Consider the following 24,411-nt stretch of genomic DNA (forward strand, 5'->3'; position numbering starts at 1 on the left):
GGTGGGGGTGGGGGGTCCCCCGCTGGCGTCGAACCCCCATCCCAACCCTTCCCCAACGGGGAAGGGCTTTGGTGGTGCAGATTTACCGCACGCCGCTCAGTCTGTTTCCGCGGGAGTGGAACAGACTCTTGGGCAAGTCGCGCTGCAATAATTCCACCCCAACGGGGGGCGAATCTTGACCCTTACCCTTCGCCGATCAGCGACTGGTGGAAAACCACCGCCGTTCAAACCACAGTGCCAGGTTGACCAGCGCGATTAGTGCCGGGACTTCGACCAAGGGTCCAATCACGGCTGCAAAGGCAACCGGAGAGGCGAGGCCGAAGGCAGCGATGGAGACCGCGATAGCCAATTCGAAATTGTTCGATGCGGCGGTAAAGGCCAATGCCGCCGTGCGCGGGTAATCGGCGCCAATCATGCGGCCGGCCGCGAAAGCCAGCACGAACATCACCACGAAAAACAAGACGAGCGGCAGGCCGACGCGGAGCGCATCTCCGGGCAAGGCCAGTATCTCGCCGCCTTTCAGGCTGAACATGGCGACGATCGTGAACAGCAGCGCAACCAGCGTGATCGGGCTGATCGCAGGCAGGAAATGGTGTTCGTACCAGTCCGCCCCGCGTAGATTGATCAACCACTTGCGGACGAGAAATCCCGCCAGGAACGGCACGCCAAGATAGGTCAGGACGGCCCTGGTGATGGTTCCGAAATCGATCTGAACCACTTGCCCGTCCAGTCCGAACAGCGGAGGCAGGACGGTGAGGTAGAACCACGCATAAGGCACATAGAATACGATCTGGAACAGTGAATTGAAGGCGACCAGTGCGGTGACATATTCGGCACTGCCACGCGCCAGCTGGTTCCACACCAGCACCATGGCAATGCACGGCGCGATCCCGATCAGAATCAGCCCGGTCATGTAAGCGGGTTTGTCTGGCAACAGCCAGGCAGCCAATGCGAACATGAAAGCCGGGGCGACAATCCAGCACAGCACGAACGACAAGGCCAGGATGCGGGTATCGCGAAAGACTGCGCCCAATGCCTCGTACCGAACCTTGGCCAGTGGCGGGAACAGCATCAGGATCAGGCCGACGGCGATCGGCACACTGGTCGATCCGATTGACATTGCACCGAATGTTTCGGGAACAGCTGGCACCAGCGTCCCCAATGCGATGCCCAGCGCCATCGCGGCGAAAATCCACAAGGTCAGGTAGCGATCAAGAAACGACAGCCGCGGGCGCGGCAGGTCTTCGGCAATGCTGGCCATCAGGCTGCTCCTTCCATCTGTCCTATTTCGGCCAGCACTTGCTGGGCCTGTGCCCGGCCCATCGCCGCCAGATCGAGCGCGAGCATGGCGCGCACCCGCATATCCAGCAAGCGCCAGGTTTCGGCAAAGGCGGCGTCGACCTCGGCCTCGCTGCCGGTCACATCGGCCGGATCGGGCAGGCCCCAATGCGCGCGCAGCGGGGTGCCGGGGAAGATCGGGCAAGCCTCGCCCGCGGCATTGCCGCAGACGGTGATGGCCAGATCAATTTCCGGCGCATCGGGGCCGGTGAACTGGTTCCAGCTTTTTGAACTGAACGCGGCGGTATCGATCCCCTTGCGCGCCAGCAGCCGCAGCGCGCCGGGGTGGGGCTCACCCTTGGGCTTGCTTCCGGCGCTATAGGCGGTCAGTCGCCCCGCGCCGCGCAGGTTGAACAGCGCTTCGCCCAGGATCGAGCGGGCGGAATTGCCGGTGCAAAGCACCAGAATATTGCGGATCTGGGTCATGGGATCGAATCGGTCCGGGCTTGATGGAAATTTCCGAGGGTCCGTTCGTGTCGAGCGAAGTCGAGACACCTTGCGCAAGGTGTCTCGACTTCGCTCGACACGAACGGGAACAGGAACGGGAACGGGAACGGGAAGGAGAGGGAAAGGCTACGGGAAAGGGGGCGTTACCCGCAGCAGCCGGTGCTGGCCGGGGCAGCCGCTTGCGGGGCAGGTGCGCAGCACGCGTTCGCCGCCGCATTGGCCGAGGCGAGCTGGTGCAGTTCCGGGTTGCCGCCATAGACGGTCGAATCCCCGGTGGTCAGGAAGGCTTCCCAGACCACGCCATCGGGATCGGCGATCCAGCTTTTTTCGGACTGGGCATAGCAGCAGGTGGTCGCGCCTTCTTCCAGCACGGGGCGATCCGCAGCCTTGAGCGCGGCGTAAACTTCTCCCAGTTCGGCCTGATCCTCAACCTGCAGGCCCAGATGCTCGACCCCTTTGGCCGCGCCGCATTTTTCCGAAATGGCGAAATTGATGCGCGGATCGTCCAGCATCCATTTGGCATAGTCGCGCTTGGTCACGCTGGGTTCCTGCCCGAACAGCGCGGAATAGAACGCGATCGACTGATCAAGGCTGGTGACCCCGACGTGGACGTGAAAACGCTTCATGCAACATTCCTTTCTTCGCTGGTGCTGGCAGGGGCGCAGGCAGCGGCAGGGCCGCATTGATCCTGCCCTGCGCAGCAATTTTCGGTAAGGTAGGCGAGCAGGCCGGTCATCGCCGGATAGTCTGCGGAATAGAGGATCGAGCGCCCCTCGCGCCGCTGGCTGACCAGCCCGGCATGGCTGAGCTGGGCCAGGTGGAACGAAAGCGAGGAGGGCGCGACGCCAAGCGCTTCGGCCAGCGCGCCCGCCGCCAGTCCCTGTGGCCCGGCCTGCACCAGCAGGCGGAACGCGGCGAGGCGGTGTTCCTGCGCCAGCGCGCCGAGTGCGCGGATCACGTGTTGCGGGTCCATCTCAATCCTTCAACGATTCGATAAATGTTGAAATATGGAATTGAGAGGGTCCGCGTCAAGCATTTTCCTACATGCGGCGAATCTGTCATGCTGCGATTCGCCCTTTGAAACCGTGAATCCCACCATCCCAAAGGCCGCATCCCCATGCGGCCTTCAGCGTATCTGGCTGCCTGCAAAAACATTTCGCCAATATCCGCCGCCAGGATGTGTTTCATCAACTTGCCTGCCTGGCAGGCGCACCAACGGCCACGAAAAAGGGCGGCCCCGCAGGACCGCCCTTCTTGAATTCTGGTTGTGAAAACCGGAACTTAGCGCGAATAGAATTCGACGACCAGGTTCGGTTCCATCTTCACCGGATAGGGCACTTCGTCGAGCGTCGGAACGCGCACGAAAGTGATCTTGTCGGTGCCGTCCTGCGCGACATAATCAGGAACTTCGCGTTCCGGCAGGCTCTGCGCTTCGGCGATCAGGGCCATTTCCTTGGCCTTCTTGCCCAGGCTGACCACATCGCCCGGACGCACGCGGCGGCTGGCGATGTTGCACTTCACGCCGTTCACATAGATGTGACCGTGCGAAACGACCTGACGGGCCGAGAAGATCGTCGGCGCGAACTTGGCGCGATAGACCACCATGTCGAGGCGCTGTTCGAGCAGGCCGATCAGGTTCTGACCGGTATCGCCCTTCATCTGCGACGCTTCCTGGTAGGTGCGCTTGAACTGCTTTTCGGTGACGTCGCCGTAATAGCCCTTGAGCTTCTGCTTGGCGCGCAGCTGGATGCCGAAGTCCGACACCTTGCTCTTGCGGCGCTGGCCGTGCTGGCCGGGGCCATACGAGCGGCGGTTGACCGAGCTCTTGGGACGACCCCAGATGTTTTCGCCCATGCGGCGGTCAATTTTGTACTTCGATGACTTGCGCTTAGACATGGCGCGTCGCTTCCTTCAATTTGCCACCCGTGGGCGGATGCCCACAAGCTGATAATGCCCGGCGTTGATGCCGTGGCTTCTGGTCCGGAACCGCACCACCCGGAAAACCGGATGCGAGCAGGGCTTCACCGGAGTGCCCGCTCAATTGCGAAGGCGCGCCCTTGGCCGGGAACGCCGGTAAAGTCAAGCGTCGGGGCGCGGCTTTCGGCCCAGGTGGGTCAGAACCCCGCGCAGGGTGCGCACTTCCAGGTGGTTCCAGCCCGGCTTGGTCAGCAGATTGCGCAAGGTCAGCCGGGTGGCCGCCGCGCGGTCTTCGGGATAAAAATAGCCGGTCGGCTGCAAAATGGTGTCCAACTGGGCGATCATCCCCTCCAGCTCCTCCTGCGGGGCAGGGGGCAGCAGTTCCTCCAGGGTCGGCTGCGCAAGGCCGGTCTGCTTTGACCATTCATAAGCGCACAGGATCACCGCTTGCGCCAGATTGAGCGAGGCGAATTGCGGATTGATCGGCACGGTCACGATCGCACGGGCCAGCGCGACATCCTCGGTATCGAGGCCCGAGCGTTCCGGCCCGAAGACCAGAGCGGACCGCCCCGGATCGGCATGGATTGCCCGCGCGGCCTGTTCCGGTGTGACTACCGGCTTGGTCACCCCGCGCTTGCGCACCGTGGTGGCATAGACATGCGCGCAATCGGCCACGGCATCGGCCAGCGTTTCGAACACTGCGGCGTGCTCCAGCACCTCGTCCGCCCCCGATGCGGCGGGGCCGGCGCTGGGGTTGGGCCAGCCATCGCGCGGCGACACCAGCCGCAGCTCGGTGAGGCCAAAGTTGAGCATTGCCCGCGCCGCCTTGCCAATGTTCTCCCCCAATTGCGGGCGAACCAGGACAATGACGGGCTTGCGATCAGGGCTTGCCGACATCGCGGACCGTTCCGGCGAATTCCTCGAAATCCCGCGCCTCGGTGAAATCGCGATAGACGCTGGCGAAGCGGATATAGGCGACAGCATCAAGCCGCCGCAGCCCTTCCATCACCATTTCGCCAATCGCCCGGGCCTGGACTTCGCTTTCACCCAGGGTTTCAATCTGGCGCTGAACGCCAGAGACCAGCTGGTCGAGCCGTTCCTGCGCAATCCCGCGCTTGCGGCAGGCGAGGTCCACCGATTGTTCGATCTTGGCGCGATCGAACGGTTCGCGTTTGTCACCGCTTTTCAGCACGGTAATCTCGCGCAGCTGGACCCGCTCAAACGTGGTGAAGCGTGCCCCGCAGCTTTCGCACTGGCGGCGGCGGCGGATCGCGGTGTTGTCCTCGGTCGGGCGCGAATCCTTTACCTGGCTGTCATCGTGGGCACAGAACGGACAACGCACTTAGGGCCTGACCCGCTTGTAGAACATCCAGCCCGCACCGATGATCAGCCCCGCGGGCAGCGACAGCACAGGCAGTAGCGCCCCGGCCACCGCGCCCACGGCCGCGCCGGTCAGCACCGGCTTGGTTGAGGGGTGGCGCATGCCGCCCTTGGCCATGCCGGAAAGTTCAACCTTGGCGTCGTCGATGAAATCATTGCTCATGGCTCAAAGCTCCGGATAGATCGGAAAACGGCTGCACAGCTCTTCCACCCGGTCACGGACCCGGGCTTCGACCTGGCCGTCGCCATCATCGCCGTTGCGCGACATGCCGTCCACCACTTCCGCGATCAGCTGACCGATGGTGGTGAACTCTTCCTCGCCAAACCCGCGGGTGGTGCCGGCCGGAGTGCCAAGCCGGATCCCCGAAGTGACGAAGGGCGAGCGCGTGTCATAGGGCACGCCGTTCTTGTTGCAGGTCAGCCAGGCGCGATCGAGGCCCTTTTCGGCGGCCTTGCCGGTGACGTCCTTGGCCGACAGATCGACCAGCATCAAGTGGTTGTCAGTCCCGCCTGAAACCACGCGCAGGCCCTGCGCGGTGACACTGGCAGCCAGCGCCTTGGCATTGGCGACGATCTGCGCGGCATAGGCCTTGAATTCCGGCTTCAGCGCATCGCCGAACGCGACGGCTTTGGCTGCGATCACGTGGACCAGCGGGCCGCCCTGCAGGCCCGGGAAGACTGCCGAGTTGAGCTTCTTGGCGAGATCCTCGTCATTGGTCAGGATCACGCCCGAACGCGGCCCGCGCAGGCTCTTGTGGGTGGTGGTGGTGACCACGTGGGCATGCGGGAACGGCGAAGGATGCGCGCCGCCCGCGACCAGGCCGGAAAAGTGCGAGATGTCGGCCAGCAGATAGGCGCCCACTTCATCCGCAATTTCGCGGAAACGCTGGAAATCCCAGTGGCGTGAATAGGCGGTGCCGCCGCAGATGATCAGCTTGGGCTTGTTCTCCCGCGCGATCCGGGCAACCTCGTCCATGTCGATCAGTTCGTCCTCGCGGCGCACGCCGTAAGGGATCGGTTTGAACCACTTGCCGCTCATGTTCACGGGGCTGCCATGGGTCAGGTGCCCGCCGCAGTTGAGGTCGAGCCCCATGAAGCTGTCACCCGGATTAAGCAGCGCCAGGAACACTGCCTGGTTCATCTGGCTGCCCGAATTGGGCTGGACGTTGGCATAGGCACAGCCGAACAGCTGCTTGGCACGCTCGATCGCCAGCGTTTCCACCACGTCGGCATATTCGCAGCCGCCGTAATAGCGCTTGCCCGGATAGCCTTCGGCATACTTGTTGGTGAAGACGCTGCCGGTGGCTTCCAGCACGGCCAGGCTGGTGATGTTCTCGCTGGCGATCAGCTCGATATTGTGGCGCTGGCGCTTCAGCTCATTCTGGATCGCGGCGTGGACCTCGGGGTCAGCCTCGGGCAGGTGAGCGGTAAAGAACCCGGCGGAGCGGACGGCATCAGTCATCGGTGTCGAACCTTCAGATCGTGGGATTGGACAGTTTTTCAACGCGGCCAGAATGGCGGCCGCCGCCGAAGGGGGTGGAGAGGAATGCGTCGAGGCAGGCTTTGGCCATGTCCTCGCCGGTCAGCCGTGCGCCCATCGCGATGCAATTGGCATCGTTGTGTTCGCGCGCCAGTACTGCGGAAAGCGGTTCGGAGACCAGCGCGCACCGGCAGGCCGGATTGCGGTTGACCGCGATTGAAATGCCGATCCCGCTGCCACACAGCGCCACGCCGCGCTCCACCGTGCCATCGGCGACCACTTCGGCCAGCGTGTAGCCGAAATCGGGATAATCGACCCGCGCGTCGCTGTCCGGTCCCAGATCGGCCACTTCATGGCCCAGGCCGATCAGATATTCGCGCAATACGGCCTTGAGGTCGAAAGCGGCATGATCGGAAGCTATCGCGATGCGCATCGGGCAGGGTCTCGGCACGGAGTGGAAAGATTCGCTGGCGCTCCTTTAGGCTGCCCCCGCCGCAATCGCCAGCATGACCGGTCTAAATTTTGCTTATACCTGCCGATGCTGCGCTATCGCCTTGTTTGGCTTCGGTTTGACAAGGGCCGCCATGCGGCGCAGCCTGCATGCGGGACAACAGGAGGGTGAGCGATGGGCAAGATGTGGCCGCTGGTATTGGCAGTGCTGCTGGGCATTGGGCTGGCGATCAGGGCGACGACACCGCCCGCTCCGGTCCTGGCCGGTTCCCCGCCTGCGCTATTTTCTGCCGACCTGGCGATGGAAGATGTCCGCGCCGTGGCCAGCGAGCCGCACGCCACGGGGACGCAGGAAAACGCGGCAGTCCGCGCTTTCCTCGTCGCCCGGATGCAGGCGCTGGGAATGAACGTTTCAACCGAGCAAGGCACGATTGACGCGCGCGGCACCGAAAAGCGTAACCGCTGGACTGGGCAGAACGATCCGCCAATGCCGCTGACCAATCTGATTGGCGTGCTGCCCGGCAAGAACCCGGCGCTGCCCGCTGTGCTGTTGATGGCGCACCATGACAGCGTCTGGGGATCGGCTGGCGCAGCGGATGATGCCGCAGGTGTGGCCGCGGCGCTGGAAGTGGTCCGCGCGGTCAAGGAACGGGGCCAACCGCAACGCGATCTTATCGTGCTGCTGACCGACGGGGAAGAGCTGGGCCTGCAGGGCGCACGCCAGTTCTTTGCCGCCAATCCGCTGCGCACCCATGTTGGCGCGGTGATCAATATGGAAGCGCGCGGCGGGGGCGGGCGCACCACCCTGTTCCAGACTTCGCGGCAGAATGGGGCGGCGGCGCAGTTCTATGCCTCGGCAGTCGGTGCGCCGGGGGCTTCTTCACTTTCGGCATTTGTCTATTCCGTGCTCCCCAATGACACCGATCTGACCCCGGTGATCAAGGGTCCATACCTGGCCTACAATTTCGCCTTCATTGGCCGGTCCGGCCTGTACCATTCGCCGCTGGCCACGCCCGACCGGCTCGATCAGGGTGCGTTGCAAGACATGGGCGCGCAAGTGCTGGACCTGACCGATGCCCTGGTGCGGGCGGACAGCCTTCCCGGCAAGTCCGCCGATGCGGTGTTCTTTGACCTGTTCGGGCTGACCACAGTGACTTATCCGACCTGGCTGGGCTGGATCCTGCTGGGTCTGGCCGGAGCAGCGTTCGGCCTGGTGCTGAAGCGTGGTGGCCCGGCGGGAGCCGGTAGCGGTGCCGCGCGGATGGTGGGACTGATCGCACTTTCGGCGGTGCTGCTGTATGTTTTCAACCGGCTCTCGCTCGGCTTCGCAGCATCCAATTATTATGATCGGCTGGCCGCGATCCCCCGACTGGAAGCGATGGCGGCGCTGGTCGGGCTTGGCAGCTTTCTGTTGGTCTTCGGCAAATCCAGCCTCAGCCGCAGCCAGATTGCCGGGGCGGCATTGCCACTGCTGGCGCTGGCCGTGCTGGCGCAAGTGCTGGCTCCGACGGCTGCCTATGTGCTGAGCCTGCCTTTGCTGGTGGTGGGGCTGGCGATGGCCTTGCCAGCGCTGGATGGCGCGGGCTGGACCCGGCCTGCGGCGGCTGTGCTGGCGGTAGCTGCGCTGGCGGTGATCCAGCTGTCGCTGGGCGAACTGGCGGTGCAATCGCTGCGGCTTTCGCCCTGGCTGGTGCTGGGCATGCTGTTGCTGGCGATACTCGCGCTCCAAGCGTTCCGGTTGGGAGATAATCCGCTGCGATTGCTGGCCTGTTTCGGCGGAGCATTGGTGCTGGGCTATCTGATCGCCCTTGGGCATCAGTTGATGCAAGGGGTGGGTCCGACCATGCCCTCCGCCGCGGCCCTGCCGATCGCGCTGGGCGCTCTGGCCATGCTGCCCTTGTGGCCGGGCCTGACCCGGCGGCACATGCATGGCGCGGCGGCTGCGGCGCTGTTGGCAGCGGGAGCGATTGCCCTGTGGGTGCAACTGGATGAACCGGCGGCAAGCCGGGCGATCTATTCCGATACCAAAAAGTAGGGCGCCCTAACCGCGCGCCGGAATCCCGGCCAGCGCGCGCAGGGTCAACAGGATCATCATCATGGTCGGGTTGGCCCCGCCGCTGGTGGGCAGTACCGACGTGGCAAAAATCCGCACATTGTCGAGCCCGTGGACCCGGCACTGGTCATCCACAACGCCCTGATCCGCGCCCGCACCGATCCGTGTCGATCCGCAGGGGTGGAAAATCCCGCCCGAATTGTCGAGCTCGGCCAGGATCGCGTCATCCGCAAGCGGGGTCAGGCTGCCCAGTCTGGCCAGGGGTGAAGCGGCCCAGGCTGCGGAAAAGCTGCGCGCGCTGGCGAGCAATGCCGCCCGGTCGCGTTCGGTAATGCGCCAGTCGATCGCGGCGAGCGGTACCCCGAAGCGGTCGCTCTGCGCGGTGGACAGAGTAATCCGGCTGTCCGGGGTGGGGGTCTGTTCGGTCACCGTGAACAGTTCCGCCACGGCCCCGCGCGGGGCCAGCACGCGGCGTTCGGCAAAGCGCCACCAGACCGCTCGGGCCAGCCAGGGGCTGTGGCGCAGCAATTGCGCGAATGTGGCCATGTGCGGCAGACTTTTACGCTGCACGGCGCGGAACAGGTCACGCAAGGCGGCAAAGCCATCGGCTTCATCACCGCTGAACTGGATATGGGTGAACTGCGGGGGCAACTGGCGGCGCAGTGCCGTGGCGGGGGCCAGTTCAAACCGCAAGTTGCGCATTCCCGCCCCCTCAAAGCGAAATCCGGCAAGGCGGTTCAGTTCGGCCTGATTGGCAGGAGTGATCCGTGCGGTGCGGGATGAGAGGTGATCGTGGAAATAGCGCCCCACCACGCCGCGTGGCGCCAGCAGCCGGGCGTCCAGGGCCCGGTCCAGCAGTAGCGCCAGCCGGGTGCTTTCGATGGCGCCGCCGCAGATAAGCAGGTGATCGGCTGTCAGCGTCTGTTCGGTGCCATCCGGGCGGGCGATCCGCACTCCGCCGATGCGCCGGTCCTGGCCGGGAACGAACCCGGTAACATGCGCATTCAGCCAGACGTCAATGCCGTGGTTTCCAGCGATCCGATCGCGCAGCAGCGCAGCGACATTGCGTTTGCCGAACGCGGGCCATTTGCCAAGCCGGGCGCAGTAATCAGCGGCCTGGCCCATCAGGTCCGGCAGGTCGTAAGCGGAGGCGGGCAGGCCGAACAGTGCTTCAACCTCGGCCACAAACGGGGTGAGTTCAGTCAGCGGGATTGGCCAGAGCGCCGGATCAAGGTCGGCCGCCTGAAACGGGATCAACGCGCCGCCCCAGCGGGTGGACGTGCCGCCCAGACACCGGAACCGCCCATCGCGCGCGCCCAGATAGTCGCGGCCCAGCATTTCAACCGTGTTGAGCGGGTGAGTGTCCTCGTCCTGTCGCTCGCTGCCGCTTTCCAGCACGGTGACGCGGTAGCCCAGCCGGGCGAGCCGGTCCGCCGCGATCAGTCCGGCAATCCCAGCGCCGATTACCAGATAGTCGCTGCGCTCTGCCGGGGCCGCTCCGGCTGGGCCGAGCGCGCGGATCACCGCGCCAGTTCCGCCGCCGCCGCCAGTCGTTCGGGCTTGCGGGTGCCATAGATCACGCTGCCGGTGCGGTTGCGCGCCAGCCCCGCGGCCAGGGCCTGCATCGGTGACAGGTCAGCGCTGCCCCGGATATAACCAAAGGTGATCTGCATTTCGCGGTCGTGGCCGTTCAGCACATCGGCTTCGTGCCCGGGGACGCTATCAGACAGTTGCAGCACCTCGCACAGCGGCGAAGCGCGGTCGAGAAACGGCGCGGCGCGGTCAGCCAGGACGGCCAGGCCGAAGTGGCGGACCTTGCCCTGCGTCTTCACGTCCTCCAGCCAGCGCAGCCAGCCATCGTGATCGATCAGGGCCAGTTCGGGTTCGTGCAGCAGGTAGATGTCGATCGCGTCACGGCGCAAGCGGCGCAGGCTGCCCTCCAGGCTTCGCCGCGCCCAGGCCAGGGCAAAGTCGGCCTGCGCGGCAGACAGCGCCGGGATAGCCTTGCCCGCCGCCTTGCGCAGCACTGCGCCAACCGCCGACTGGTCATCCCCCCCGGGTGAGCGCAAGCCCACCTTGGTGGCCACGGTGCAGTCTGCGCGGTTGCCAATTACCCGGCCCAGATCGCGCTCGGCATTGCCAAAGCCATAGAGCGGGGCCGTATCGAAATGGGTAAAGCCCGCGTCCAGCGCCGCGCCGATCACCGCATCACGGTTGCGGCGCGATCCGGCGCTGAGCAGCGATGCCGTGCCGAGCGACAGGCGCGAAACCGTAAGGTCCGTTCCCGGCAGCACCAGCGATTGCATCGCCCGCCCTTACTGGTCGAGGAAGGAACGCATCTTGCGCGAGCGGCTGGGGTGCTTGAGCTTGCGCAGCGCCTTGGCCTCGATCTGGCGGATACGTTCGCGCGTCACCGAAAACTGCTGGCCGACTTCTTCCAGCGTGTGATCGGTGTTCATGCCGATGCCGAACCGCATGCGCAGCACGCGTTCCTCGCGCGGGGTCAGGCTGGCAAGGACGCGGGTGACCGTTTCCTTGAGGTTCGCCTGGATCGCCGCATCGACCGGGATGATCGCGTTCTTGTCCTCGATGAAATCGCCCAGGTGGCTGTCTTCCTCGTCCCCGATCGGGGTTTCGAGGCTGATCGGCTCCTTGGCGATCTTCATCACCTTGCGGACCTTTTCGAGCGGCATCGACAGACGCTCGGCCATTTCCTCAGGCGTGGGCTCGCGGCCCTGCTCGTGCAGGAACTGGCGGCTGGTGCGGACCAGCTTGTTGATCGTTTCGATCATGTGCACCGGAATGCGAATGGTGCGGGCCTGATCGGCGATCGAACGAGTGATCGCCTGCCGGATCCACCAGGTCGCATAAGTGCTGAACTTGTAGCCGCGGCGGTATTCGAACTTGTCGACCGCTTTCATCAGGCCGATGTTGCCTTCCTGAATAAGATCAAGGAATTGCAGGCCTCTGTTCGTGTACTTTTTGGCGATCGAGATCACCAGTCGCAGGTTCGCTTCGACCATTTCCTTCTTGGCGATGCGCGCTTCGCGTTCACCTTTCTGGACCATGTTGACGATGCGGCGGAATTCGGTGAGCGCCATGCCGGTCGCCCCGGCAATATCGGCCACTTCGGCGCGGATGCGTTCAACTGCATCGGCTTCCTGATCAGCGAAGGCCGCCCACTTCTTGTCCTTGCCGGACTGCGCCTGCAGCCAGCCATCGTCGAGCTCGTGCCCGACATAGCTGTCAAGGAAGTCCTTGCGGTTGACCTTGTGGCGTTCTGCCAGGCGCAGCATCTGCCCGCCCAGCGCGGTCAGGCGGCGGTTGAAGGCATAGAGGTTGTCGACCAGATATTCGATCTTGGTCGCGTGGAACTGCACGCTTTCAACTTGCGCGGTCAGATCTTCACGCAGCTGCTGATAGGTCTTTTCGCGCGCGGCCGAGAAGGCTCCGCCCGCGGCCATGACATCAAGCCGTTCCGACTGGATCTTTTCGAACTTGCGGAACAGCGAGGTGATCGCGGCGAACTTCTCAAGCGCTTCAGGCTTGAGTTGCGCTTCCATCTGGGCGAGGCTGAGAGTGTTGTCCTCTTCCTCTTCCTCTACCGGGCGGCGGGCGCGGCGTTCGACGCCGTCCTCGTCCTCGTCCTCATCGGCCGAGGGCTCTTCCTCGATGTCTTCTTCTTCCTTGTAGGTCGGCCCGGCGGTGGCTTCGGTGATTTCACCGTCGCCTTCTTCCTCACCATCCTCGGTCAGGTTTTCTGGCGCGGGTTCCTTGGACAGCATCGCGTCGAGATCGAGGATTTCACGCAGCTGCATTTCGCCCGCGTTGAGCGCTTCGGACCACTGGATGATCGCGTGGAAAGTGATCGGGCTTTCGCACAGCCCCAGAATCATCGTGTCGCGCCCGGCCTCGATCCGCTTGGCGATGGCGATTTCGCCCTCACGGCTGAGCAGTTCGACCGCACCCATTTCACGCAGGTACATCCGCACCGGATCGTCGGTGCGTTCGATGGTTTCCTTTTTCTTGATCAGGTCCGGGCGTTCGCCAACCGGATCCGGCTCGTCGATTTCATCGACTTCCTTCTCATCCGGATCGACCGCGTCCTCATCGCTTTCCACGATGTTCACGCCCATTTCATTGAGCGCCGAGGTAATATCCTCGATCTGATCGGACGACATGTCCTGCGGCAGCGCTTCGTTCAGCTCGTCATAAGTGATCACGCCGCGACGCTTTGCGCGCGCGATCAGCTTCTTGATCGAAGCATCGTTGAGATCGATCAGCGGGGCGTCGCCGCCCTCCTTGTCGCTGCCGTTGAGTTCTTCGTCCATCAGTCCGCCATTGTTCCGTCGTTGGGCAGCGCTCCCCCCGGAGCGCCTGCTCGCGCGCTGGCCATTTGCCTTAGACGCGAGTCGAAATCCAGTTTTCTCTTCAACAGCCTTTGCTGCTCGGCATAGGCCCCGTCAGAAAGGTCGCGCTCGAACTGCCGGGTCGCTGCGGCCAGCGCTTGTTCAAGCGCGGGCCGTTCGACCAGCAGGCCTACCGCCTGGGCCAGATCCTCGCGGGCCTGATCGGGCGGCGCCGCTTCGGCCAGAAAGCCAAAGGGCAGGGCGGCGTATTCGTCGGGATGAGGGGCTGCCATACCCCGCTGCGCCAATATGGTGGCAAGTGCGTCAGTTTCAAGCGGCGCACCATCATCCACGGCATCTGCCAGTGCGGCAAAGCGTGGATCGGCCAGCGGGGCGTGCCACAATTGCTCTGCGTGCCGGGCCAGTTCCGCAGGAAAGCGCAGCAATCCGGCCAGCACCGCAGCTGACAGGGCATCACGCGTGCCGCCATCCACGGCGCGGCGCAGGCGGCGCATCTGGGCCGGATCGGACCGCGCCGGGGCAGGGGCGCCGCGTCCGCCACCAGGACGCCATTCGCGCTGCTCGCGCCGGGGAAAGGCATAGGCAGAAAAGCGTTCCAGCAGGTCGCGGCGATAGAGCGCCTGAATGTCACGATCGGCAATCGTATCGACATGCGCCATCAGCCGCGCCTTCAGCCCGGCCTTGTCCTCTGGCGAAGCGAGCGGCGCGGCATCGCGCTCGTGTTCCCACAGCAGATCCAACAGCGAACTTGGCTGTGTCAGCAATGCCTCCAGCGCCTTGACCCCATCGCGCTTGATCAGGTCGTCCGGGTCCAATCCAACCGGCAGGCGCACGATTCGCAGCGAATGCGCGGGGCGCAGCATCGGCAAGGCGCGGGTGATTGCCCGCATCGCCGCGCGCTGGCCCGCCGCATCGCCATCAAAACAGAGGATCGGCGTTTCGACCAGGCGCCACAGCATCTCGATCTGCCGCTCGGTCAGCGCAGTGCCCAGCGGTGCGACCGCATCGGCAATCCCCGCTGCCGCCAGCGCGATCACGTCCATATAGCCTTCAACCACCACAATCCGCCCGGTCTGGCGGCTGGCGGGCCCGGCGCGGTGGAGGTTGTAGAGCGTACGGCCCTTGTCAAACAACGGCGTGTCGGGCGAATTGAGGTACTTGGGCGCATCGGTCTTCTGTGCGTCCAGAATGCGTCCGCCAAAGGCGATCACGCGCCCGCGCGCATCCTCGATCGGCAGCATCAGGCGGCCGCGAAACCGGTCATAGGGTTCCTTGTCATCGACCGCGATCCGCAGTCCAGCCTCGATCAGCCGGTCTTCGGGGAAGGCCTTCAGCGCGCCCTTCATGGCCTGTCGCCCTTCCGGCGCATAGCCAAAGCCAAACCGCTGCACCGTATGCGCATCGAACCCGCGCGTGGCGAGATAGGCCCGCGCCCGCTCGCCTTCCGGCCCGGCCAGTTGTGCCATGAACCAGTCCTGCGCGGCCTTCATCACTTCGTGCAGCCCGCCCATCTGCTCGGCCTGCTGCGCCGCGCGCGGATCGGGGGCGGGGACTTCCATCCCGGCCTCGCTCGCCAGTTCCTTGACCGCATCCATGAACGACAGCCCGCGCTGATCGGTCATCCAGCGGATCACATCGCCATGCGCGCCGCAGCCAAAGCAGTGGTAAAACCCCTTTGCATCGTTGACCGTGAAGCTGGGGCTTTTTTCGTTGTGGAACGGGCAACAGGCCTTGAATTCATGCCCCGCCTTGGTCAGCCGCGTAGTCCGCCCGATCACCCCGGAAAGGGTGACGCGCGCACGCAGTTCGTCAAGCCATTGAGGGGAAAGGGCCATGGTGCTCTTGGTGTCTCGACTTCGCTCGACACGAACGGAAGTTGGGGGAATGACGTCGGCTAGAGTCTAACCCCCACCTCCGTTCGTGTCGAGCGAAGTCGAGACACGCTCGCAGGGCGGCGCCCCTTCGCGCTCTCCAGGTGGTTTGGCAAAGTATGACAGGCGTTCCCAATCTGCTGCAGCCAGCGCTTCCTTCTTGGCGCGAGACCACTTCTTGACCTTCAATTCGGCGTCGAGTGCTTCATATCTGCTAGGGAATGAGTCGGCCCAAATCAGCTCGATCGGGCGGCGTTTTGTGGTGAAACTGCAATAACCGCCGACGTGGTGTTCCGCGATCCGGCGATCCAGGTCATCCGTGTGACCGGTGTAGTACTTTCCATCGGCGCAGCGCAGGATGTAGCACCAGAAGGCCATGTCAGCGCGGGTGTGTCTCGACTTCGCTCGACACGAACGGAGGGTGGTTTTTAATTATCATGACTTCTCTCAAACCTATCCGTTCGTGTCGAGCGTAGTCGAGACACCCTTGCGCTACCTCACCCCAAGGCTGCCTTCACCAGCCCGCTGGCCTTCCCCATGTCCAGCTGCGATCCATGCCGCACCTTCAGTTCGGCGATCACCTTGCCCATGTCCTTCATGCCCGTAGCGCCCAGTTCGGCCTTGATCGCCTCGATCGTCGCCTTGACCTCGTCCTCGCCCATCTGTTGCGGCAGGAATTCCTCGATCACCGCAAGTTCGGCCTGTTCCACTTCGGCCAGTTCCTGGCGGCCGCCCTGTTCATAAAGCGTGATCGATTCGCGGCGCTGCTTGGCCATTTTCTGCAGCACGTCCACCACCAGCACGTCATCATCGGGCACCGAACTGGCGGTGCGCAGTTCGATGTCCTTGTCTTTCAGTTTGGCGAGGATCAGGCGGACGGCGGAGAGGCGGCTCTTGTCGCCAGCTTTCATCGCCGCAACCTGGGCGGCCTTGATCGAATCGCGGATCATGGTGTCCTTCAATACGTTTGCAGTTGGGGAAAGCTTGGCTCTACCCGAAAGATTCCGCCTTTCATAGGTTGACGCTGCCCGATCACCCCTCTAGCGGCGGTGCCTTAGCGACATTGCTGGAACCGACTGTACGGAGCGCCCCTACCATGGCTGACGCCGCCACCTCGCACGCGCCGCAACCTGCCGGCGCGACGGGAGTCCTTGTGCTGGCCGATGGCCACGTGGCCTGGGGCCGCGGATTCGGTGCTGAGGGTGAGGCGGTGGGCGAAGTCTGCTTCAACACCGCGATGACCGGCTATCAGGAAGTGATGACCGATCCCAGCTATGCCGGGCAGGTGGTGACTTTCACTTTCCCGCACATCGGCAATGTCGGCGTGAATGACGAAGATCTGGAAAGTCACGTCGATGGCGCGGTGGGCTGCGTGGTGCGCGAAGATGTGACCCGGTCCAGCAATTTCCGCGCAGCCAGCGAATTTGGAGCCTGGTTGGCCAAGCTTGGCAAGATCGGCCTGTCGGGCGTGGACACCCGCGCGCTGACCCGCCGCATCCGTCAATCCGGCGCGCCCAACGCAGTGATCGCCCATTCGCCCAGCGGCAAGTTCGATATTCCCGCGTTGATCAAGCGCGCAGCGGACTGGCCGGGGCTGGAAGGGATGGACCTTGCCCGCGTGGTCAGCCGGCACGAGGTTGAAAGCTGGGAAGGCGGCGTGTGGACACTGGGCAAGGGCTATGCCCGCAGCCCCCGCGATGCGCGCCCGCACGTGGTCGCGATGGATTTCGGGGCAAAGGACAACATCTTCCGCAATCTGGTCAAGGCCGGAGCGCGGGTGACAGTGGTGCCGGCGCAGACCCCGCTTGATGGCGTCATGGCGCTGGAGCCGGACGGCGTGTTCCTCTCCAACGGCCCGGGCGATCCGGCGGCGACCGGCTCCTATGCCGTGCCGGTGATCCAGGGCCTGCTGGCCAAGGATGTACCGGTGTTCGGGATCTGCCTTGGCCACCAGATGCTGGCGCTGGCGGCGGGGGCCAGGACCACCAAGATGCACCAGGGCCACCGCGGCGCGAACCATCCGGTCAAGCGGCTGGAAGACGGCGTAGTCGAAATCACCAGCATGAACCACGGCTTCGCGGTGGACAATTCGGCGCTGCCGGACGGCGTGGAGGAAACGCATGTCTCTCTGTTCGATGGCTCGAACTGCGGGATTTCGGTGACGGGCAAGAAGGCGTTCGGGGTGCAATATCACCCTGAGGCATCGCCGGGGCCGATGGACTCGTTTTACTTGTTTGAGCGGTTTGTGGGGATGTTGGATGGCACATCTGATGCCCGGTAAATTTGCGTCTCTAGCGGTTAGCTTGGCAGCGCTGCTTGGCGCGTGGTCTGGTGTACAGGCTCAGTCGACATATAAGGTCGATGGTCGGCCCGACCAGATCGTCGCCAAGGAAGGCCAGCTCAGTATCAAAAAGATGCCAAGCGCTGATGCCGCTACCGTCAAGTTGGTCGCAAAAGTGCCTACCACCAAGGGGACTGGCACTTGCATTATCCAGTTCAGCAAATCCCCCGAGCAGGATTTGTTGCGAGTTGAAAGTCGTGCGCGGACCGCTTTCGAGGCAAACGGACTTCCTGCGCCGGTAGCGGGTGCCAGCTCTGATTGGGTACGCCAGTTCCGTAGCATGAAGGACGATACGCTTCTGACTATCGTCTACTATGAACAGCGTGGGACGATTCAGGTGCTCTACAAGACCTGCAACGCAATTGGTCAGGCTTTGATAGCCGTCCAATATTCAAGATTTTAAGACCGGAACGCTGATAAGCCATGCCCAAACGCACTGACATCTCCTCGATCCTCGTCATTGGCGCTGGCCCGATCATTATCGGGCAGGCGTGCGAGTTCGACTATTCCGGCACCCAGGCGATCAAGGCGCTGAAGGAGGAGGGGTACCGGGTGGTCCTGGTCAACTCCAACCCCGCCACGATCATGACCGATCCGGACATGGCCGACGCGACCTATATCGAGCCGATCACGCCCGAAATTGTCGCGCGCATCATCGAGAAGGAGCGGCCTGACGCGGTCCTGCCGACCATGGGCGGGCAGACCGCGCTCAACACCGCGCTGGCGCTGTTCAACGATGGCACGCTCGAAAAGTACGGCGTCAAGATGATCGGCGCCGATGCCGATGCGATCGACAAGGCCGAAGACCGCCAGCGCTTCCGCGAGGCGATGGACAAGATCGGACTGGAAAGCGCGCGCAGCGGCGTGGCGCACACCGTGGACGAGGCGTTCGCGGTGCTCGAACGCACCGGCTTGCCCTCGATCATCCGCCCCAGCTTTACCCTGGGCGGCACCGGCGGCGGGGTGGCCTATAACAAGGCGGAATTTGAACACATCGTCCGCACCGGGCTCGATGCCAGCCCGACCACCGAAGTGCTGATCGAAGAATCGCTGCTCGGCTGGAAAGAGTATGAGATGGAAGTCGTGCGCGACCGGCACGACAACTGCATCATCATCTGCTCGATCGAAAACGTCGATCCGATGGGGGTCCACACCGGGGATTCGATCACCGTCGCCCCGGCGCTGACGCTGACCGACAAGGAATACCAGATCATGCGCAACGCATCGATCGCGGTACTCCGCGAGATTGGCGTGGAAACCGGCGGGTCGAACGTGCAGTTCGCGGTCAATCCCGCCGACGGCCGCCTGATCGTGATCGAGATGAACCCGCGCGTGTCGCGCAGTTCGGCGCTCGCCTCCAAGGCCACCGGCTTCCCGATCGCCCGCGTCGCGGCCAAGCTGGCGGTGGGCTATACACTGGACGAGCTGACCAACGAGATCACCGGGGCCACCCCGGCGAGCTTTGAACCCAGCATTGACTACGTCGTCACCAAGATCCCGCGCTTCGCCTTTGAAAAGTTCAAGGGCGCCGAACCGCTGCTGTCCACCGCGATGAAATCGGTGGGCGAAGTCATGGCGATCGGGCGCAACTTCAAGGAATCGATGCAGAAGGCGCTGCGGGGCCTCGAAACCGGGCTTGACGGGTTCAACCGCGTCATGGCGCTGGAAGGGGCCGGGCGGGACGAGATCACCGCGGCTCTCTCACGCCAGACCCCGGACCGCCTGCTGATCGTCGGTCAGGCCTTCCGCGAAGGCTTCACCGTGGACGAGGTCCACGCCATCACCCATTACGACAGGTGGTTCCTGCGCCACATCAATGAGATCATCGCGGAAGAAACCGCGATCATGGAGAACGGCCTGCCGAACGATGCGGCCGGGCTGCGGCGGTTGAAGGCGATGGGCTTTTCGGACAAGCGTCTCGCCGTTCTGGCAGTGCGGGGGGTCCATGTGGCCGGCGGGCTGGGCGAAACCAGCGCGCGCCGCTCGGGCTTGCTCCATGATGCCCTGCGCGCCATGGCCGGGGCCACCAGCGAGGACGAAGTGCGCGCGCTGCGCCACCGTCTGGGGGTCCGCCCCGTGTTCAAGCGGATCGACAGCTGCGCCGCCGAATTCGAAGCGGTCACGCCTTACATGTATTCGACCTACGAAGGCCCCCTGTTCGGAGAGCCGGAGTGCGAATCTGCCCCGACCGACCGCCGCAAGATCGTGATCCTGGGCGGCGGGCCGAACCGGATCGGGCAGGGGATCGAATTCGATTACTGCTGCTGCCACGCCTGCTTTGCGCTGGACGAGGCGGGCTATGAAACGATCATGATCAACTGCAACCCGGAAACGGTCAGCACCGATTATGATACTTCCGACCGGCTCTATTTCGAACCGCTGACCGGCGAGGACGTGCTGGAAATCCTGCGCACCGAACAGCAGAACGGCGAACTGGTCGGCGTGATCGTGCAGTTCGGCGGGCAGACCCCACTGAAACTGGCGCAGGCGCTGGAAGACGCCGGGATCCCGATCCTGGGCACTTCGCCTGACGCGATTGACCTTGCCGAAGACCGCGAACGGTTTGCTGCGCTGGTCAACAAGCTGGGCCTCAAACAGCCGCTTAACGGCATCGCCCGCAGCCGCGATGAAGCGGCGGCGGTGGCGGGCCGGATCGGCTATCCGGTGCTGATGCGCCCCTCCTATGTCCTCGGCGGGCGGGCGATGGAAATCGTCGACAGCGAAGCGCAGCTTGATGATTACATCGCCACCGCGGTGCAGGTTTCGGGCGATTCGCCGGTGCTGATAGATCAGTATCTGCGCGATGCGATCGAATGCGATGTCGATGCCCTGTGTGATGGTGAGCAAGTGGTGGTCGCGGGCGTGATGCAGCACATCGAGGAAGCCGGGATTCACTCCGGCGATTCGGCCTGCACCCTGCCGCCCTACAGCCTGGACCAATCGATCATCGACGAGATGGAACGTCAGGCCGAAGCGCTGGCGCTTGCGCTGGGCGTGAAGGGGCTGATGAACATCCAGTTCGCGGTCAAAGGCGAGGACGTCTATCTGATCGAAGTCAACCCGCGCGCCAGCCGCACCGTACCGTTCGTCGCCAAGGCAATCGGCCAGCCGGTCGCCAAGATTGCGGCGCGGGTGATGGCGGGCGAAAAGCTGAGCACGTTCCCGCCGTTCAAGCGCAAGTTCGATTACATGGCGGTCAAGGAAGCCGTATTCCCCTTTGCGCGCTTCCCCGGGGTCGATCCGGTGCTCAGTCCCGAGATGAAGAGCACGGGCGAAGTCATGGGAATCGATGATACTTTTGCCATGGCCTTTGCCAAGAGCCAGCTCGGCGCGGGGACTGTCCTGCCGCAGGGCGGGGTAGTGTTCGTCTCGGTCAAGGACAGCGACAAGCCGGTGGTGCTCCCGGCGGTGAAGAAGCTGGTCGAACTGGGCTTCAGCCTGATCGCAACGGGCGGAACCCAGCGCTATCTGGCCGAAGCCGGGGTGCCGGTGGTGCTGGTCAACAAGGTGGCCGAAGGGCGACCGCACATCGTGGACAAGATCATCGACGGCGATGTCGCGCTGATTTTCAACACCACCGAGGGCTGGCAGAGCCTGAAGGATTCGCAATCGATCCGCGCATCGGCGCTGACCGGGCGGGTGCCTTACTTCACCACGGCGGCCGCTTCGGTCGCTGCAGTCGAAGCAATTGCGGCTTTGCGCGGCGCGAAACTTGAAGTGCGCTCGTTGCAGGCCTATTATAGTTAGGAAATCGCGCTTCCCCACCATATCGCGATAGCCCGAACCCGCGCCTTGGTTGGCACGGGGCGGCGCAGTAGTCGCTGGGGGAGCCCAAGGAGGAATGTGCGGACATGGCAAGCGTCGAAAAGTTGCCGATGCTGGCGGATGGCTATGAAAGGCTGATCGCCGAGCTGAAAGCGCTGCGTGAGGAGCGGCCGAAGATCGTTGATGCGATCGAGGAAGCGCGCGCTCATGGCGACTTGTCTGAAAATGCCGAGTACCACGCCGCAAAGGAACGCCAGGGCCAGGTCGAAATGTCGATCGCGGATCTGGAAGACAAGGTTAGCCGTGCGCAGATCGTTGATCCGACCACGCTTTCGGGTGAGAAAATCATCTTCGGGGCAACCGTGACCTTGTTGGATGATGATGAAAAGCCGGTCCGGTATCAGATCGTTGGGCCGTATGAGGCCGATGCCAAAGTTGGCCGGATCAGCTACAATTCGCCATTGGGCCGCGCACTGATTGGCCGCGTCGTGGGCGACGAGGTTGAAGTTTCGGTGCCGGCTGGCGACCGGTTTTACGCGGTCGAGAAGATCGAATTCATCTAAGCGGAACGGCTCGCGCCGGGGCCTTGAGCATACTCAGACCGGGCAGGCCGGGCTGAATTCCCGACCCGCTCAGGCCAGTCCTATTGATATTTTTGACAAGCCCGACGCCCGTTAATGGCTCGCTTGTCGCAGTCCGCCGCCTACAACGGAATCCTAGCGCTTCAGCATGTCCGGCTGGAGCAGGCGGTGCAGGTGCACCACCACAAATTTCATTTCGGCATCGTCCACCGTGCGCTGCGCACGGTCACGCCAGGCTTCTTCGGCCTGGGCGTAGTCGGGATAGACCCCAACCAGTTCGATTTTCGAAAGATCGGCAAATTCAAGGCCCTGCGGATCCTTGACCCGCCCGCCCATGACAAGGTGGAGTTTCTGATCGCTCATGATGCTTCCCGGGAGAAAGAGAAGCGCGGCCCATAGGCAGATTGCGATAAATTCGCAAGTTCGGAACGGCTCCGCACCTATTTGAAAGTGCTATTTTCCGCGCTGTCTGGTCGCGATCTTAAGCGCTTCGCGGGCCAGGGTGAGACCGGCAGAACGCGCGGCTGACCCACTTCGGCTGGCGCGCTGGCGCAGCGGAGCCGTAGCTTCGCCCACCCGGCGCAGGCCCTCGCGGCCACTTTCGCTGGCGGTGTCGCCAGCCTTGCGGGAAAGGACCAGACCGAATTCCGCGGCGAGTGAGGCGGCGGTCAATGCGCGCTTGCCAAGTTTTCCGCCCGCTCCCTTGGGAAGCACCGCCCCAAGCAGCAGGCCTGCGCCCACGCCCGCGGCGATCGTCAGCCAGGGGTATTCAGCGGCCAGGCTGCGGTAATCTTCGGGCGGATAGGCATCAGGAAAACTTTGGCGCGGGGGCGCGGTCGGCAATGCTTCACTGTCCCGTTGCAGGCGGGCCTGGGATGCAGCCACTTTACCGCGAATCCGATCACGCCGTTGCTCTGCCTCGCTCACGCTTGCTGCTCCTCACTGGGGTCCTCGTCGGGGGCATTAACTGTGGCATCCTGAACCCCGGCTTGCCCGAACAGGCGCCGGGCCAGCGAGGTTACGTGGCCGCGAAGAAACCATAACGTCAATGCGCCCAGGGTTCCCGCGATAATGCCTTTGCTTTCCCTGGCCACGGACAGCGCCTCGCCAGCCAGCTCCAGCGCATCACCCTTGGCCTTGGCCACGATGCGGCCACCTACTCCGCGTGCGGCCAGATCGGCCTTCACCTGCGCCAGATTGGCATCGTGAACCGCGCGCGCTGCATTGCGAAGGGCGCGATCTTCAGCAAGGCGTTGTCCGGGGCCGGTCACGGGCCTTCAACCGTATCTGAAAGCTGCCGGGACATTGCCGACCAGCGCCGGGCGGCAATCAATCCCGATAGTCCCGCCGCAAGCAGGAGCAACAGCACCGAGATCAGCGTGGCCCACCACGGGCCGAACATGGATGCCAGCCCCAGCACCAGGCCGAACGTCAGCGCCATCAGCGCAAACATCACCAGAACCAGCGCCAGCGTTCCCCAGCCAGCAATCGCCTTGGCTCCCTGACCGGCAACCGCCGCGCGGCTTTTCTGGTAGGCGAGTTCCGCTTCCAGCAAGGTCCGGCCGTCACTGGCCAGTTGTCGCAGATCTTCCACCAGCGAACGCTCGGCAGCGTCAGCAGGAGAATCCTTGATCAGGGGCGGTTCCGGTTCGGTCATGGGCTGCAGTCAGCAGTCCTGTGGTCTGGCGTCAATCTTCCGACGATCCACCCTTGAACAGGCGGGACAGCAGAAAACCTGCAACAGCCGCCAGCCCAATTGCCAGGCCCGGGCTCTTGCGCACGAATTGCTTGGCATCTTCACCCAGTTCGTTCAGATCCTTGGCTTCGATCTTGGCGGCAGTTTCCTGCATCGAACGGGCAGCGGTGCGGGCATAATCGCCATACTTGGCGCCCAGCTTTTCATCGATCGTCCCGGCGCTGTCAGCCACGACCTTGCCCAAAGTGGCAATCGCATCGCTGGTCTTGGCCTTGCCTTCATGGGCCAGTTCGGCCGCGCGGTCCTTGGCCTGTGCGGCAATATCCTTGGCGTCGGCGGCCCAATCCCCACTTTTGGCGGCGAACTGTTCTTTATAGGCCTCTGCCTTGTCCTGCGCCTGCGTGGCGAGTGATTGGGCGCCAGCGCGGGCATCTTCGATTGCCTTTGCGAACTTTGCCTTGGGATCGGCCTTGGGTGCGGCGGCTGTTGCTGCCTTGGGCGCGGCCTTCTTCGCGGCGGGCTTCTTGGCTGCGGTGGTGGTCTTGGCGGTGGCGGCGGGTGACTTGGCCATTGTAACTGCCCTTTCTGTGCCCGGACGATCGGGCCTGAAGTTCATGTGGTGACACAATAGTCCGCGTGCAAGGTCTTGTCATGCTGCATTGCAACTTGCCAGAGGTCTTGTCGCTGCTAAGGGAGCCCACGCAAATGCATGCAGGAGCTTA

General features: G+C 63.7%; 26 protein-coding genes. 5 read left to right on the plus strand and 21 right to left on the minus strand.

Going from position 1 to position 24,411, the window contains the following annotated elements; translation table 11 throughout:
* Positions 1 to 196: 196 nt before the first annotated feature.
* The 10 genes from arsB to MNBBLIKP_RS09870 form a co-directional block, all read right to left on the minus strand.
* On the minus strand, positions 197 to 1,261 hold the full coding sequence (gene arsB / locus MNBBLIKP_RS09825) for an ACR3 family arsenite efflux transporter (RefSeq protein WP_088309977.1): 1,065 nt from the start codon (positions 1,259 to 1,261) through the stop codon (positions 197 to 199).
* The gene (locus MNBBLIKP_RS09830; protein WP_088309979.1) at positions 1,261 to 1,764 is read right to left on the minus strand and encodes an arsenate reductase ArsC; all 504 of its coding nucleotides are present in this window, start codon (positions 1,762 to 1,764) and stop codon (positions 1,261 to 1,263) included. Before MNBBLIKP_RS09830 ends, arsB begins: the two co-directional genes overlap by 1 nt.
* 164 nt (positions 1,765 to 1,928) lie before the next feature.
* On the minus strand, positions 1,929 to 2,411 hold the full coding sequence (locus MNBBLIKP_RS09835) for an ArsI/CadI family heavy metal resistance metalloenzyme (RefSeq protein WP_088309980.1): 483 nt from the start codon (positions 2,409 to 2,411) through the stop codon (positions 1,929 to 1,931).
* A complete protein-coding gene (locus MNBBLIKP_RS09840) occupies positions 2,408 to 2,758 on the minus strand; it encodes an ArsR/SmtB family transcription factor (protein ID WP_088309982.1) in 351 nt (116 codons plus the stop codon). The genes MNBBLIKP_RS09835 and MNBBLIKP_RS09840 overlap by 4 nt, the downstream gene beginning before the upstream one ends.
* Before the next feature lie 308 nt (positions 2,759 to 3,066).
* Complete coding sequence (rpsD, locus tag MNBBLIKP_RS09845) at positions 3,067 to 3,681, minus strand: 30S ribosomal protein S4 (protein WP_088309984.1); 615 nt, start codon at positions 3,679 to 3,681, stop codon at positions 3,067 to 3,069.
* A gap of 183 nt (positions 3,682 to 3,864) precedes the next feature.
* The gene (locus tag MNBBLIKP_RS09850; protein ID WP_088309986.1) at positions 3,865 to 4,599 is read right to left on the minus strand and encodes an RNA methyltransferase; all 735 of its coding nucleotides are present in this window, start codon (positions 4,597 to 4,599) and stop codon (positions 3,865 to 3,867) included.
* A complete protein-coding gene (nrdR, locus tag MNBBLIKP_RS09855) occupies positions 4,583 to 5,044 on the minus strand; it encodes a transcriptional regulator NrdR (protein WP_088309988.1) in 462 nt (153 codons plus the stop codon). Before nrdR ends, MNBBLIKP_RS09850 begins: the two co-directional genes overlap by 17 nt.
* A complete protein-coding gene (locus MNBBLIKP_RS09860; RefSeq protein WP_088309990.1) occupies positions 5,045 to 5,245 on the minus strand; it encodes a hypothetical protein in 201 nt (66 codons plus the stop codon).
* Between the two features lie 3 nt (positions 5,246 to 5,248).
* Positions 5,249 to 6,544, minus strand: coding sequence for a serine hydroxymethyltransferase (gene glyA / locus MNBBLIKP_RS09865; protein ID WP_088309992.1), 1,296 nt, complete (start codon positions 6,542 to 6,544; stop codon positions 5,249 to 5,251).
* 13 nt (positions 6,545 to 6,557) lie between these two features.
* Complete coding sequence (locus MNBBLIKP_RS09870; RefSeq protein ID WP_088309994.1) at positions 6,558 to 6,995, minus strand: RpiB/LacA/LacB family sugar-phosphate isomerase; 438 nt, start codon at positions 6,993 to 6,995, stop codon at positions 6,558 to 6,560.
* A 192-nt stretch (positions 6,996 to 7,187) separates the two neighbouring features.
* Here MNBBLIKP_RS09870 and MNBBLIKP_RS18380 point away from each other — a divergent pair, with 192 nt between their 5' ends.
* On the plus strand, positions 7,188 to 9,047 hold the full coding sequence (locus tag MNBBLIKP_RS18380; RefSeq protein ID WP_088309996.1) for a M20/M25/M40 family metallo-hydrolase: 1,860 nt from the start codon (positions 7,188 to 7,190) through the stop codon (positions 9,045 to 9,047).
* Positions 9,048 to 9,053: 6 nt separating this feature from the next.
* Here MNBBLIKP_RS18380 and MNBBLIKP_RS09880 read toward each other — a convergent pair whose 3' ends face one another.
* From MNBBLIKP_RS09880 to MNBBLIKP_RS09905, 6 genes are all read right to left on the minus strand, one after another.
* The gene (locus tag MNBBLIKP_RS09880; protein ID WP_088309998.1) at positions 9,054 to 10,589 is read right to left on the minus strand and encodes a GMC oxidoreductase; all 1,536 of its coding nucleotides are present in this window, start codon (positions 10,587 to 10,589) and stop codon (positions 9,054 to 9,056) included.
* Complete coding sequence (locus tag MNBBLIKP_RS09885; RefSeq protein WP_088310000.1) at positions 10,586 to 11,371, minus strand: aldo/keto reductase; 786 nt, start codon at positions 11,369 to 11,371, stop codon at positions 10,586 to 10,588. The genes MNBBLIKP_RS09880 and MNBBLIKP_RS09885 overlap by 4 nt, the downstream gene beginning before the upstream one ends.
* Positions 11,372 to 11,380: 9 nt before the next feature.
* Complete coding sequence (rpoD, locus tag MNBBLIKP_RS09890) at positions 11,381 to 13,396, minus strand: RNA polymerase sigma factor RpoD (protein WP_088310002.1); 2,016 nt, start codon at positions 13,394 to 13,396, stop codon at positions 11,381 to 11,383.
* Positions 13,396 to 15,270, minus strand: a complete 1,875-nt coding sequence (gene dnaG / locus MNBBLIKP_RS09895; RefSeq protein WP_088310004.1) for a DNA primase — start codon at positions 15,268 to 15,270, stop codon at positions 13,396 to 13,398. The genes rpoD and dnaG overlap by 1 nt, the downstream gene beginning before the upstream one ends.
* A 66-nt stretch (positions 15,271 to 15,336) precedes the next feature.
* A complete protein-coding gene (locus MNBBLIKP_RS09900; protein ID WP_088310006.1) occupies positions 15,337 to 15,684 on the minus strand; it encodes a GIY-YIG nuclease family protein in 348 nt (115 codons plus the stop codon).
* Between the two features lie 119 nt (positions 15,685 to 15,803).
* Positions 15,804 to 16,256, minus strand: a complete 453-nt coding sequence (locus MNBBLIKP_RS09905) for a GatB/YqeY domain-containing protein (protein WP_088310008.1) — start codon at positions 16,254 to 16,256, stop codon at positions 15,804 to 15,806.
* A gap of 146 nt (positions 16,257 to 16,402) precedes the next feature.
* On the opposite strand from MNBBLIKP_RS09905, the gene carA reads away from it, so the two are divergent.
* The 4 genes from carA to greA all read left to right on the plus strand — a co-directional run bounded on the left by carA (position 16,403) and on the right by greA (position 21,975).
* A complete protein-coding gene (gene carA / locus MNBBLIKP_RS09910) occupies positions 16,403 to 17,587 on the plus strand; it encodes a glutamine-hydrolyzing carbamoyl-phosphate synthase small subunit (protein WP_088310010.1) in 1,185 nt (394 codons plus the stop codon).
* Positions 17,565 to 18,050: a hypothetical protein gene (locus MNBBLIKP_RS09915; protein ID WP_140420574.1), complete on the plus strand. Its 486-nt coding sequence runs from the start codon at positions 17,565 to 17,567 to the stop codon at positions 18,048 to 18,050. The genes carA and MNBBLIKP_RS09915 overlap by 23 nt, the downstream gene beginning before the upstream one ends.
* A gap of 20 nt (positions 18,051 to 18,070) precedes the next feature.
* Positions 18,071 to 21,394 carry a carbamoyl-phosphate synthase large subunit gene (carB, locus tag MNBBLIKP_RS09920; protein WP_088310014.1) on the plus strand — a complete coding sequence of 1,108 codons (3,324 nt, stop codon included), beginning with the start codon at positions 18,071 to 18,073 and terminating at the stop codon, positions 21,392 to 21,394.
* Between the two features lie 104 nt (positions 21,395 to 21,498).
* Positions 21,499 to 21,975: a transcription elongation factor GreA gene (gene greA / locus MNBBLIKP_RS09925; RefSeq protein ID WP_088310016.1), complete on the plus strand. Its 477-nt coding sequence runs from the start codon at positions 21,499 to 21,501 to the stop codon at positions 21,973 to 21,975.
* Positions 21,976 to 22,128: 153 nt separating this feature from the next.
* On the opposite strand, the gene MNBBLIKP_RS09930 is transcribed toward greA, so the two are convergent.
* The 5 genes from MNBBLIKP_RS09930 to MNBBLIKP_RS09950 all read right to left on the minus strand — a co-directional run bounded on the left by MNBBLIKP_RS09930 (position 22,129) and on the right by MNBBLIKP_RS09950 (position 24,260).
* On the minus strand, positions 22,129 to 22,356 hold the full coding sequence (locus tag MNBBLIKP_RS09930) for a DUF4170 domain-containing protein (RefSeq protein WP_088310018.1): 228 nt from the start codon (positions 22,354 to 22,356) through the stop codon (positions 22,129 to 22,131).
* Positions 22,357 to 22,446: 90 nt separating this feature from the next.
* Positions 22,447 to 22,920: a hypothetical protein gene (locus MNBBLIKP_RS09935; RefSeq protein ID WP_140420575.1), complete on the minus strand. Its 474-nt coding sequence runs from the start codon at positions 22,918 to 22,920 to the stop codon at positions 22,447 to 22,449.
* Complete coding sequence (locus MNBBLIKP_RS09940; protein ID WP_088310022.1) at positions 22,917 to 23,264, minus strand: hypothetical protein; 348 nt, start codon at positions 23,262 to 23,264, stop codon at positions 22,917 to 22,919. Before MNBBLIKP_RS09940 ends, MNBBLIKP_RS09935 begins: the two co-directional genes overlap by 4 nt.
* Positions 23,261 to 23,650: a phage holin family protein gene (locus MNBBLIKP_RS09945; RefSeq protein ID WP_088310023.1), complete on the minus strand. Its 390-nt coding sequence runs from the start codon at positions 23,648 to 23,650 to the stop codon at positions 23,261 to 23,263. Before MNBBLIKP_RS09945 ends, MNBBLIKP_RS09940 begins: the two co-directional genes overlap by 4 nt.
* Positions 23,651 to 23,681: 31 nt before the next feature.
* Positions 23,682 to 24,260 carry a hypothetical protein gene (locus tag MNBBLIKP_RS09950; protein ID WP_254912995.1) on the minus strand — a complete coding sequence of 193 codons (579 nt, stop codon included), beginning with the start codon at positions 24,258 to 24,260 and terminating at the stop codon, positions 23,682 to 23,684.
* Between the last annotated feature and the right edge of the window lie 151 nt (positions 24,261 to 24,411).

Origin of the sequence: Novosphingobium sp. B 225, assembly GCF_002198665.1 — a bacterium.
Lineage (GTDB): Bacteria > Pseudomonadota > Alphaproteobacteria > Sphingomonadales > Sphingomonadaceae > Novosphingobium.